This is a genomic window from Anabaena sp. CCY 9613 (assembly GCF_963920895.1).
Taxonomy (GTDB): Bacteria; Cyanobacteriota; Cyanobacteriia; order Cyanobacteriales; family Nostocaceae; genus Cyanocohniella.
This window is the reverse complement of the sequence record NZ_CAWUDE010000006.1, coordinates 71,974-84,668: the sequence shown is the minus strand read 5'-3', so window position 1 is coordinate 84,668 and position 12,695 is coordinate 71,974. Positions and strand designations below refer to the sequence as shown.

Annotated in this window: 10 protein-coding genes; all 10 read right to left on the bottom strand. The window is 39.0% G+C overall.

The window, feature by feature from the left end; genetic code table 11:
• Window positions 1–51 precede the first annotated feature (51 nt).
• Window positions 52–963: a glycosyltransferase family 2 protein gene (locus tag ACM0OT_RS09045; RefSeq protein ID WP_414564051.1), complete on the bottom strand. Its 912-nt coding sequence runs from the start codon at window positions 961–963 to the stop codon at window positions 52–54.
• Between the two features lie 97 nt (window positions 964–1,060).
• The gene (locus ACM0OT_RS09040; protein WP_414564050.1) at window positions 1,061–1,900 is read right to left on the bottom strand and encodes an HpsJ family protein; all 840 of its coding nucleotides are present in this window, start codon (window positions 1,898–1,900) and stop codon (window positions 1,061–1,063) included.
• 303 nt (window positions 1,901–2,203) lie between these two features.
• Window positions 2,204–2,848, bottom strand: coding sequence for a TIGR04282 family arsenosugar biosynthesis glycosyltransferase (locus ACM0OT_RS09035; RefSeq protein WP_414564049.1), 645 nt, complete (start codon window positions 2,846–2,848; stop codon window positions 2,204–2,206).
• Window positions 2,849–2,881: 33 nt separating this feature from the next.
• Window positions 2,882–3,448: a Tfp pilus assembly protein FimT/FimU gene (locus ACM0OT_RS09030; protein ID WP_414564048.1), complete on the bottom strand. Its 567-nt coding sequence runs from the start codon at window positions 3,446–3,448 to the stop codon at window positions 2,882–2,884.
• Between the two features lie 83 nt (window positions 3,449–3,531).
• The gene (gene hpsE / locus ACM0OT_RS09025; protein WP_414564047.1) at window positions 3,532–4,497 is read right to left on the bottom strand and encodes a hormogonium polysaccharide biosynthesis glycosyltransferase HpsE; all 966 of its coding nucleotides are present in this window, start codon (window positions 4,495–4,497) and stop codon (window positions 3,532–3,534) included.
• A 47-nt stretch (window positions 4,498–4,544) separates the two neighbouring features.
• Window positions 4,545–5,243: a Tfp pilus assembly protein FimT/FimU gene (locus ACM0OT_RS09020; protein ID WP_414564046.1), complete on the bottom strand. Its 699-nt coding sequence runs from the start codon at window positions 5,241–5,243 to the stop codon at window positions 4,545–4,547.
• A gap of 24 nt (window positions 5,244–5,267) precedes the next feature.
• Entirely contained in the window at window positions 5,268–6,239 is a 972-nt protein-coding gene (gene hpsC / locus ACM0OT_RS09015; RefSeq protein ID WP_414564237.1) for a hormogonium polysaccharide secretion pseudopilin HpsC, read from the bottom strand.
• Between the two features lie 159 nt (window positions 6,240–6,398).
• A complete protein-coding gene (gene hpsB / locus ACM0OT_RS09010) occupies window positions 6,399–7,127 on the bottom strand; it encodes a hormogonium polysaccharide secretion pseudopilin HpsB (RefSeq protein ID WP_414564045.1) in 729 nt (242 codons plus the stop codon).
• Window positions 7,128–7,143: 16 nt separating this feature from the next.
• The gene (gene hpsA, locus ACM0OT_RS09005; RefSeq protein ID WP_414564044.1) at window positions 7,144–11,793 is read right to left on the bottom strand and encodes a hormogonium polysaccharide biosynthesis protein HpsA; all 4,650 of its coding nucleotides are present in this window, start codon (window positions 11,791–11,793) and stop codon (window positions 7,144–7,146) included.
• Between the two features lie 488 nt (window positions 11,794–12,281).
• Window positions 12,282–12,518 (bottom strand): 50S ribosomal protein L28, encoded by a 237-nt coding sequence (gene rpmB / locus ACM0OT_RS09000; RefSeq protein WP_414543547.1) that lies wholly within the window; start codon window positions 12,516–12,518, stop codon window positions 12,282–12,284.
• Window positions 12,519–12,695: the final 177 nt, after the last annotated feature.

Genomic DNA, 12,695 nt, shown 5'->3' with positions numbered 1-12,695 from the left:
CTGTGAGGGGCCCCCTCTGTGCAGGGGGTAATGGGGAACAGCACATTGAAATTAAACCACATCTAACTTAGTTGTGGTTTCAGAAACAGAATGATGTGCTTTTGCGGTGTTCTCTTCACCTTCAGATAAACCTATATCTAAACTGGGTGTGGGCAGATGTTTCATTTCCCAAGCTTTCAGCAAAATCAGGTATTCGTAAAACGCTTGTAATGTACACCAAGCTAAACCAGCGCGTCCGTCTAGGCAACCCCCTAACATAAAATACATATATAGAAAACGGAGAAAGGGCCTAGCAGGTAAACGTAAAGATAAATCTTTCAAAGCCCGGCGTTTTTCGACTTCTGTTTTACCGAGAAACAAGTCTCGCCAATTGACTTTACCTTGTTCAATTTGGTACAAAGTCTCTTTGGCTTCATCTGTAGAATAACGGTTATGTTTTTCAATCCAACGGCTTAGTCCCTTGCTACAAGTGTAGTGAGGGTAGGTTTCCTTTAAAAAACTGGTAGCCCCGTCACAAACTTCCCTTTCAGTATGACCATAATCTGTAAACCAAACTTTACCGTGGCGGAAAAGACGCATTTGGTAACGGGGATATTGGGTACTACGGCGAATCCAATGATTCATGAACATTACCCGTTCGGCGACGTAATAGCCGATGTAGTCTGGATTTTGACTTGCCTGTACGCATTCAGCAAACAATTCTGGCGTCATGCGCTCATCTGCTTCAAGAATGTAGACCCACTCATATTTGGGAGGAATAGACTCTAACATCCAAGTACGTTGGCGTCCGTGGCTTTCAAAGGCGTGTTGGACAGTGCGAACAGCATAGCGACTAGCAATTTCCACAGTGCGATCGCTACTGCATGAGTCTACAACAATAATGTCATCCGATAGCATCGCTGACTCAATACAAGCCGCAATATCTAGTTCTTCGTTATATGTCAGTATGTAAATGGAAAACATGTTGAAGTTTTATAAAAAATTTCCTAATTGGGCATTGGGGATAAGGAGACAAGGGGACAAGAATACTTACTCAATCCCCCATCGCCCCATCTGCCTTTTAACGAGCAGCTACTTTACGTTTACTACCTTGTAAAGCACCCATACTTCGTAATCCTGTCCAGCCAATGATTATGTAACCAATGGATAACAATAGACTGCTAATCCCAATTCGTAGTCCCGATCTCCAAGCGTTGTCTCTGGCTTGTTTTTGAGCTTCTTCTCGACGTTGGCGAATTTGGGTCAATCGTTGAGTTGCTAGGGCTTGCGGGTCTGTTTGTTGGGCGATAAAGGTATCTAGTTCTTGGGGATTGGCTTTAAATTTTTTGAGTAATTCTTTTTGCGCTGCGGGAATCTGAGGATTATTCAATGCTTGTTGATATGATTGGTCGTTTTTAAGCAGTTCATTAAACTGATTTCTCGCTTGGTTTCGCAGTTGTTCTAGTTGTGCTTGGCCTTGCTCGTTATTGATTTGGGCTTGCAATTGCGATAACTGACCTTGCAATTGGTTTTCAGCCTGCTGTGCATCTTGGGCGATTTGATTGACGGTTTGAGCGCTAGCTTGCCGTACATTATTGAGGTGCAGAGGAAAAATTAGCAAGAAGATTAACCCTAAAATACTGGATAAGATGAGGACAGGAAATCTGACATCTACGGGTTTAGGGCGATCGCCATCAGCAAAACCATCCATCCAGTAGCCCACAAATAGCATTCCTATCCCCACTAAAGGCACAATACCCCGGTCTACCAATGCGGTGGCCAGGTTGATTTGCCATGACCTATCCGTGGGTTGGAAAGGCAACATCAAAATTAAAAAGTCGAGTAAGAAGGACAATATTAAAATTATCCCTGCTACCTTGAGTGTCAGGGCAGCGTTCCCAGAAGCAAAACGGTTAGTCATAGTTTTTCAAATTTTTGGTATATCAGAGTGATTGTCCTCTTTAAAGTTACTGGAATATTGTTCCCATATTCGTTGGCTGAAACTTATTGAGAACAAAAAGCACGTGCCATACACATATATAATTTTTGTGTCTTGGTTTTAAACTACACCACGGTAGCATCTGTGATGTGGGCTGTCGTCAGAAAACGCTAGGTCATTGAAGATACGCGGTAAGATTGGGGTGATGATAGAAGGAATTTGAAGCACAGACAAACAGATAAATTGAATTTGTTCCGTTAATATGGAAATCTTAGTATCTTGTGATCATCCAATTTCCTTGTTGAGGGTTTGTTCCCAAATCGGTAAATCCTCTGGCAGATCCACATCAGCCAAAGCAGGTAAGTATGTCAGTGATATTTTGAGTTTGTCAGCAATCTCCACAGTTTGTTGTAATACTTGAGAAGTTCCCCAATTGATGTTAGCGAATAATTCTGGAATTAGGCGACACAAACCAACCAAGTAATAACCACCGTCAATGGCTGGGCCGAGTACGAGATCGTAAGTGTTGAGTTTTTCAAAGGCTTGGGTAAGAATCTGAGGATTTACCCCAGGACAATCTATACCAATGATCACTACTTGTATTGCACCACATTGAAAGGCGTGAACAAGCGATCGCGTCATCCTATCACCTAGATCCCCTTCCCCTTGAGGCTGGTAAACTGAATCTGTCCCCAGCCAATCTTGCATGAGTTGTAAGTTACCACCTGCAAATCGTACTTCCCAAGATATGTCAGTTGTTTTTTGTAGTTCTTGAACCTGAAATATGGTATTTTCAGTCATCTGCCGTTGCAAATTGGCAGCACCAGCGTCACCCAACGCAGGTATGAGTCGGGTTTTGGTCTTCCCCGGTTCTGGGTAGCGAGTAAAAATAATTAAGTGCTGTTTGGCAATGTCTAATAATTTCAGCACAGAGCAACCCCATTTTAATTGTTGAAATATAAATTAATTACCACATCTACTATCCTTATCAGTTCTTATTGCACCTAATAAAGTTGAAACAATGACGCACCTTTGGGAAACGTTAGTATTTCGAGGTGTAAAGGTAATTCTTCCTAGTTGTCCATTAACAGAACCATCATACTTGAACTGTACCCGATGTTTCCTTGGATGAGATGTATCTTGAGCGAAGTTGGAAGTAAATTTAATTGCTTTAGAGTAGTTTGGAATTAAGGGTTCTCCACTTGCCATTTGACATTGGTTGTTGGCAGAGGTGCGGTGTACAGCCGCTAATACTTTATTACCATCATCCCAAAAACAAACTTGCCAACCAAGTTTTTCGCGTCGGGCATTACTTTGGGCATTACGTAATAGTGTTAATGCCTGACTTTGTGCAGTATTCACCTTTTGTCGATTGATAAATCCCTGCCAACCAAGTGTTGCGATCGCACTTAAAATACCAATTACTAGAATAACCACTAAAGTTTCTATCAAACTAAACCCACTAGTATCGTGATTACTTAATATAATTTTTGTCTTAACTAACGTTGATGAATTTACCCGTGGGTACATGTTTCGGATATTTTTAGTAATTCAAATTTGTTATCAATTTATTTTTATTTTACTCAATCATTTACAAATAGCAGGGTACATATTTATTGTTTAATTTTTAAATACCCATGTTTCCAAAGATATAATGGACTAATAAAACTGCTAATAAAATAATGCATTTCACAACTGGCAACTAAGTCAATAGTTACTTGATGTCGGTATTTAATTAAATGTAAAATAATCTTTCGCAAATCGTTAATCATATAAGCTAAAGTAAAAATTGGTTTATAAAATGGTTTGATATTTACCATTCGAGTCACATAGCGGCTTAGTCCAATACCGCTAATAAAGGGTATTAAATATTCTTTAGTTAAACGCGAGCTAGGTATTTGATGATAAATTTCCATTTCTGGATTATACCAAATTTCCCACCCAGATTTTTGGATATAAGACAACATCTCTAAATCTTCACTAGTAAGCATATTACCTGTTACCCTACCAGTTAAAATAGGTTGATTAGGTACACTATCTAGCCAAGCTTGACGACGCACAACCAGTCCCGCAGAAGGCGGTAGTAGTTTTTTATGTGTTTCATAGACAAGAGGTAAATTACCTCGTTCTGTAATTGCTAAAAATGGAGCAATTCTTTCAAAATTTTCTGGTGGTTCTACTTCCCATTCAGGATGAATTTGGCTACCATAAGCCCCTGCTTGGGGATGTTTTTTAGCAAAAGTATAAGCAGCTGATACCCAATTATTCATAGGATAATTATCATCATCGAGAAACCCTATCAATCGACCTTTAGCTTCTGTCACTGCCCGTTTTCGAGCATATGCTGCCCCTTGCTTTGCTTCAAAAGCATATTTTAAGGAATAAGAACACTGCCATTTTTTTTGATAAGCTTGAATCAATTGATATGTATTATCAGTACTGTTATTGTCTATAACAATAATTTCCCAAGATAAATTTTCCGTGTTAATTTGATTCTGTAGCCGTTCTAGCAGTTCAGGCAAACGATGTTCACCGTTGTAAGTGGGAATAGCTACTGTAAAATCAAGGCAATTTTCCATTGCTCTAATTTGATAATTGTATTGAAAAAAAGTTATGGCAAATGTAGTTAATTACATTTAGTATCTTTCTCTGTAATCATTGCACCCAAAAGAGTTTTCACCACTACACAGCGCTTCATATCATTAAGTGATGCAGCAGTACCGATAGTGGGTATAACTACAGCAATTTTTAATCCAGGTGTTTCTTTAGAATCTGTATTTTCTTTACCAAAGTTAGCATTTGGCAGACTTCCCATGTAATCGAAAGTAATAGTTTTAGCAGTATCTAAAAAGTTGTAACTTAGATTTAAATTACCATTGTCATCAGTCTTATTTTTATCAGTCAGATTTGTTAAAAGTGCGATTTGTCCCGGTTTAATGTCTAAATCTCCTCCTAAGGTCTGCCATAAAGGACTAGAAGAAGAGGGATGAACTGCTATCTTGGGAATCTTATTGTCAGTTTTAAAACTAACAGTATAGCTATTTTTTGTCCTTTTAGCTTCTCGATGTGCTTCCTGTAGTGCGGTTAAAACAGCATCATTCGCCTTATTTAGTCGCTGACGGTTGACAAACCCTAACCATCCAGGAGCTGCTATAGCTGATAAAATTCCTATCATTAGTACGACTACTACTAGTTCTATTAAACTAAAACCAGCATCTTGTTGATTGTATTTAGATGATAAAGTTTGTGGTTTGCTTTTTACGTTCCTGTTGTCAAGGTGTAACACCTTCATATTCAATTTTTCTATTATGTAATTAAAAACCATTGCTTACCCCTTCGATTTATACATTTACCTAAATAAGTATCCCCGTCCTTGAACTCTTACGCTTGTTGTGGGGAAATAAGTTTTATTCCCAGCATTGTATTTAATTCTATTTACATCATTTTCGATACGAGCCAACGCATTACCTCGGATGAAGACCTGTGCGGTTGTATTGGCTCTATCTACACAAACATAAAATCCTGTTATATTTGCTGGAGCTATTTTTGACCACGTAATTGGAGGTGGAGGCGTTGTAGAATTAGGCGGGCAAGTTGCATCTGGTCGTGGTGAACTTGTGCTTTGATCAACATAATCAATCAAGACTGTAGCAGTGTTATTAGTACTATAAGCTACAGAAGCTTTTTTCCATTTGTTCATCCCTTGCTCTAAACTGTCAGCCTCATCAAACTGGTCTATAAAGGGAGCAAACCCTGGACTGGGACAGTTATCGGCATGAATAAACTTGCCAGTATATCCTGTACAATCTACACCACCACTTGTCACTCTCACACCATCTTTAATTTGCCATCTAGCAATGCGAGCAGCTTTTGACCAAGTAGCATTACTATCTTTGATTAAATAGTACGCAACTAATGAGTAAACAAAAGTATCATCTTTTGTATTATCGGCTGCTGCTATGACATTGCTAATTAACTCTCGTTTCCAAAAGACTAATAAGGGCGACTTCTCTGCATCATCTGGATAACGCAATTGAGATTTTATGGTTTCAATACCAGCAGCATCATAGATATACACCGCCTGCTGTAAATCACGAGAAATATAGTTGAGCGCAGTTTGAATTTCTTGCTCAGAATTTGCTTTGGCTTGCTCCTGTCGGTCTGTACTCAGCACACTAATCATGAAGCCTAATAATGGTGTGATGATTAAAAATGCAATCAATAAAGCTACTAACAATTCAATGAGAGTAAAACCACCAGATTTGTGAGTTGATTTCGAGCTTTTGAGTTGACTCCTAAGTATAAATTGGAGTGTCTTCATCATCATGGAATTATCCTTTTACTGAAGATGCACCGCTTACACATTGTCAGTTTTTCTAACCAGAAAAAAGTACGTAAAAAAAGTTTGTAGTAAGGACTTTAGTCCTGAAAAGTACTTCAAGGAGGGATAAAGCCCTCACTACAAACGATGTTTGGCTAATTATTGACAGTTTTGTGCATTCCCATTTTTATCAGGTGCTAGACCAAGCCGCCTACATAAAGCTTGAAATGAAGTGCCAATATTGCCAATATCTACTGTTCTCTCAATTGCTGGTAATTGTTGATTACCTAGTCCTCCAGTCACAGCTGATGCCATTACTTTGGTAGTGTTTCCTGAAGTATCTTTTGTACTAGCTAGGAGAGGTTTATCAAAATCAACATCAGCTCGATAAACCCGAATTGCTAGACGATAACCATCATTAGCTGTACTGTCTTTGACTATAATTTGACGTGCTTGAATGTAAAACTCCTCAAATGGGTTGTCTGAGTTTTTTGTACAACCTGTCTCACTGGCATGGCAAATGATGCCATCTTTTTTAAAGAGATACAAATTTGTTGCATTTGTAGGAACTGGCATTTGTGTGAGACTCATCAAATTATCTTCCAGCGTTCTAGGTTTAGCTGCGGTTGCTGGGTCTAATTCAATTTTGTTGGCTTCAGGTGGTTTAATTGAGCCGGTTCTTACACCGTCAATGAATGTACTTGCAGCTTGAGTTGCTTTTTCTATGCGTCGAGCTTGGACACGAATCGCTGTTGACATGACAAGGACGGGAGATATAGCTGCTAATAAAATTGCAACTACAACTATGCCTAGAAGTGACTCAATAATTGTAAAACCCGAATCACTGGAAGATGATTTTTTTTGCTGTAATTTGCATTTTTTAATCATGACTTATTACCAGATTCTAGTTGTATGATGGGCAGTTGGAAGGACGCTGATTTGTATCTATGGCAAATTTAGTATTGTCAGTGCCATTTCTAGCGCATAACAATGTTTGTACCCATTTGTCATCTTTACCAACTTCGCGGAAATACTCGTCTGGTAAATCAGGTGGTGTAAGTACCAGTTTGCTGGCAAATAAGTCAGGTGCTTGAGACAGGAGCGCTACATCATAACCCCACTGTCTCTTAGGAGGAAGAAAGCCAGTGCCTCTACCGTTATCAATGTCAATACCATAACTATTGTTAGATGCTCCGTTATATGGGCCTGTGGCGTAGGCGCTCTTTTTAACTTGCATGAAAGAACCGCTAATAATAGCTCTTTTGGTGCCGCTAGGAGGTTGCCAGTTTTCCATAAAACGGACAAAGTTGTGCAAACCACCGTTATCTTCTGTAGGACGGGCTGGGCTATCTCCAGCAGCAACAATTAAGTTGAAAGTAGTGTCAGCACCGGCTGCTTGTAGCCATTTGTTGCTATCTTGTCTACTAGTACCTTCACCACCAATCTTGCTAGTGTTATCTGGGCTAGCAGGTGTAGCAAAAGGTTGTTTAATTTGTAAAACAGGCGTAAGTGCTGTGATGTTACCACCACTTACAGTTGTCTTTAACCAAGGCATAGAGACACCATTCGGTGGAGGCATGAGGTCTGAACCAGGATTACCAAAGTCAAATATTTTGACTTTCCCACTTGTGTTAACGCCTAAAACTTGAAGTGGTGAGATTATTTTTCCTGTACTTAAATCTCTAACAAAGGCTATTCTGCGGGGAGCATCATTATCGAAACATTTTGCTTCTTTGTTATTTTCATCTCCAAAAGCTTTTGGATCATCAAAGATATATCCGGTTTTAATCCTACTGTTATTAGGATCTCCATTCTTATCTACAATTTTGTCATTGAGATAAGTATTGCCCCCACCGTTATCGCTACAAGATGTTTGAATAGTCCAGTTTTTAGGATCGCTACAGAATGTTGCTGCATCTACTTCTATTGCGTCTTTTCCTGTTCCTATTGTTCCCTTTCCATTAGTTACAGGACAAACTTCTGTTAAATATGCACCTGGCACTGCTCTCAAAGCAATGGGTGTGACAAAGTTATTTAAGTAGGAACTAGAATAGCTAGGTTTACCCGTATTGTCATACCATTTAACCTGAGTAACAAAGTTATTAAACCTTGAAAAACCAGTTGGTACTGAGGCTAGGGGATTTTGGCTCCAGCTATAGTCACCTTCATCACGGTATCCCTCTTTAAAACTTCCAGAAAGTAAGGTAACGGAATCTGCTAATACAGTTGCAGGTCGCCATTCGTCACCAATGTTACAACTGGGTAATCTGGGGTCGTTCTTGCGACAAGCAAAGTTGGAATTAAGTGTAGTGCGATCAGTGTAAAATTTAGCACTAGTCCAATCTCCGTCGAGTTTTTGTGTAAACTCTTGTTGTTCGTTACCAGCAGAGTCTTGATGGCGATTAAAGTTACCCTTAACATATACAGGCAAATTGGTAGCTAAAATCAATCCTTTCTCTACATCTCTGTAAGTAGATGTGCGTCCTAATTTGTCACCGCTTTCTAGCATAATGGCATTAGGACGACGGGTAGGATCAAGTTTAAAGTCCACAGGACTAACTAGTTTATTTGCCTCGGTTGGAGTTGAACTACTTACAGCTAAGGGAAGTGCCGTGATATCTGCACTCATGTCTAGCAGAGCATCATCACGAGTTGCGTAGATAATACCGCTATTGGGTAGTAAGTATTCTTGCGATGGGCTGCTTCCACCAATAGTTGTTCCACTCAAAAGACCAAGATTTAAGACAGTAGCGCGAATTTCTATTGGTTGTCTATCTATGACATCACGATTATAGGTATCAGTTGGTAAAACATTATTGTTAGCACCACTGTTACCTTGAACTTCCCTTGGATCTAAAAATGATACTTCTTTAATTGCACCGTGAGGAATGACAGGACTACTAGTTACAGGTAGAAAAGTAGAGTCATATCTGATTTGGAGAGCGCAAAGTTGAGCATCAATAGCAGACTGCTCGGATAAGGTACGGTTTGCGGCTGTTTTTGCCAATGCTCGTTCCAGTAGTCCATCATCTATTAAACGTCCATTTGGATACCTTAATTGAGATTGGTAAGTCAGCACTGTAGAATAATCGCTAACAGTTTTGGTAGGTGCAGGATAAACTATACCGTTGTTGGATAAACCATTTCGCTGTGAACGAGTAGGATCGTTTATGGAGGCATTCCAGGGCAGACCCGGCTGATTTTTAGCTCTATATTGATTAGTCGGAACATAAAAACTACTTACACATGCTATGGGTTTTGGCGTTTGTGCATTGTAGTTAGTAGATTTATAATGATAAACTGCCGTAGCTCGCATTTGTAAGCGAGGAACGTTGTTACTTGTAGGTTCTGGCCATGTATAGGTTATTCCCCCTATACTATTGGAAGCACTTATCATGTAAGAATACATCCAATATGGTTGGATAGTTTTAGTTGTGATCGGCTGACTGTTTGCATCTAGTGTTGGAGTACCATTTGCATTTTCTTGTATTGGTAGTCCCGCTTGTGGCACGGGCATTGTATCTGGCCAAATTGTTTTGATAGTGTTATCAAAAGTGCCATCGTTTTTCAAATAAATACCCGCACCAGTCACGACTCGTAAACCGCCAACAGGTTCTGTGGGATCTGCTGGTACTCTAGCTGCGTCTAATTCCCAATCTCCATCTCTTTCTGTAGATCCAACATCAGCTAATGTCTGCACTAAAGACTGACGGGTGCGTATTTCTGTTGTATCAGCTGGCTGATCCCATTTAATACCACTAATTTGTTGCGTATCTTCAACACCTGACCCAACAAATCGCCCTTTGGTTTTATCCCACCAGAGTTCAGGTAAATTGTTCCCAACTAAAACTCTATCACCTAATTCTGCTTCTTTTCCACTATTTTTTTTGAGTTCTTTTGGTTCTGTGGCTTTTGGTTCTAGAGATGTACTACTGATATTAAGCGCTAGTTTAGTGTAATCAGTACCTGTTTTACCATCAGTTGGATCTGTGGGATAAATCCACTTATCATTAGCACGTAGAGTATCAACACTACCTTGCAACAATGGACTAGGACTTGCATCTGTACCATTAAAAGCAACTTCTGCAAAAGGTACACGCCGAGTGCGTCTTTTAAAATATAGTTCGAGTTGTTGACGGCGAATTTTGTCTAGTTCTAGTGTTGTAAAACTGGTTAAACCTAAACTTTTCTTTTTCTTTGCAATCCCATCTTTTACTTCCGATGGGTCAGTATCTAAACTATTAGCTATTTGAGCAGTAACTAGTCTATTGATGCGACTCACATAAGCTTGATTGTTATAAGCCGTGCTTTGAGGACTTGCAATTACTGCTCTTGTCCAAGTTTTCTCAGTTGGAGTGGTGGTCTTACCTTTGAATAAATCAACTTTAGTACTTGAAGTATTGCTAGTAGAATTAGAAGTAAATTTGTCAATAGCTAAATTACCACCTACTACAATTTTGGCATTAGTAGGTTGATAAAAACAGGACTTTAAAGCACTAACTTGATATAATTTGATATTACCGTCAGTGAGGAGGTTACTATTCGTAAAAATTGCTCCATTTAAATTTAATGCTGCGCCTGGAGTAATTTCTATATCATCTTCATAAACAACAGCATAATTATTTGGTGGTATTTGTAGCCGATCTTGTTGATACTCTATAGCTGCAAAACCCATGTTCCCTTTGTACTGCTCATATTTATCTTTATCGCCCGCAGTAATAGTACTATCGTTTTGTGGATTAGATGTAATTGGGACTGTGGCAGTATAAATAAAAAATGATTTTTTTAACTCATTGTTTTGTTTAATCCATCCTGTGTTACCTACTAAAACTGCACTTGTGTTAGCACCACAACTTGTATCCAAAGTACCTTGTACCATTGGTGGAGTTCTGGCTTCTAAAGGATTTCTGGCACGCTTGTATCTATTATCACTACTTACTTCGGGAGTTCTAAAGTAAATTCCATACACTGTATAGCTATCAAATTTTCCGTTGTTATCAGTATCAACAGGAAACTTCCAAGCAGTCTTAAAGGTTTCGTTTTGATATATTGGTGTTCTGTTTTCTGGTGGATCAGTAATTGGCTGATCAACTTTGTTATTACTATTGATATCAAACCCTAGTTGTAATTGAGTTTCATCACCAAAGGTATATTCGTTTAATTTATCTATGAGAACGTTATACAACGCTTCATCAGTTGGTGTAGCCCTTGGCAATCTTCTATCTTGAAACAGCTTATTTAATTTAGCTCTCCCTCTATCAATGGCTGGAGTGGTAGCACTTAAAACTGCTTCATTGACTCGGACATTGCTGGCATTTTTAGCCCGATCAAACGACCGCAACATAATTGCAGTGGTCATGAGAACCACTACTACTGAAACCATGACCACTGTTGGCAAAACGAATCCTGCATTGGCTGGTTCTCGTCTTTTATTAAGTCCAAAAATGGCTCGCAGTAACCAAACAATTTTTCTTTCGATCGCTCGTAATAATTTATGAGCTATTTTTTGTGAGATTCTAGTTATTTTTTTGAGTGGATTTTGTCTTCTAGACATAGTTGCTCCCTTGTCCAGTGAACTGATGCAAATATAGGTTTTGTTGGAGTTATCTTAATAGTCCGTAATTATCAAACTATTAATCTTGAAGTCCAGGTTGATGTTGATATAACTGTTGTGGTTTTGCTAAATCGCAAATTAAGTAGTTACACAACTAAAAACAAATTGATATAAGTACTGTTCGTTTATAACATTATTGAAAGCTGACCTTGAAACTGGAAATTACTGAATTTGTGTAAAGTTTTCAATTAATCTATAAAAAAAGATTTTATATGTACCGTGTTTTTATTTAGAAGAATGTTACTTTGCGATTGCGGACTAAGGAAAAATCAAAGTTTTCAACTGGCTTAGAGGTTTCTGGGCTAGTGCGAGATATGATATGAAGTAATTAAAAACCTCCCCGAAATGGGGAGGCTGCTGGAGTAAATATTCTCTTACAGGTAAATACTGAGAAATTAAGTTTGGCAGTCTATACCTTGTTCAAAAGTTTAGTAATGATTCAGATTAATTCCAGCTTCTTTAGCCATTGCTTCTAAGCCTTTAGTTTCTAAACTTTTGATGGCTTTAGTAGACAACTTCATTCTTACCCAGCGATTTCCACCAGCCCACCAAACACGCTTGTTTTGCAGATTGGCGTGCTGTAGGCGTTTGGTACGGCGGTGAGAGTGAGAAATTGCAAAGGCGTTATTTGCCTTTTTACCAGTTAATTCACAGCGGCGAGACATAGCAACTATCTCCAGATGACTATTTGAATACAACCTTTCTATTTTAGTCCTATCAGGACTTAGCTGTTTGGGGCGACTAGAAGTCGCTACTACACAAACAAAGTTTACCTGTGTGGACTAAAAACCCCGCTTCCATTCCTCTCTCCTTGCAGCTACGGTGTACACACATCTCTGTGC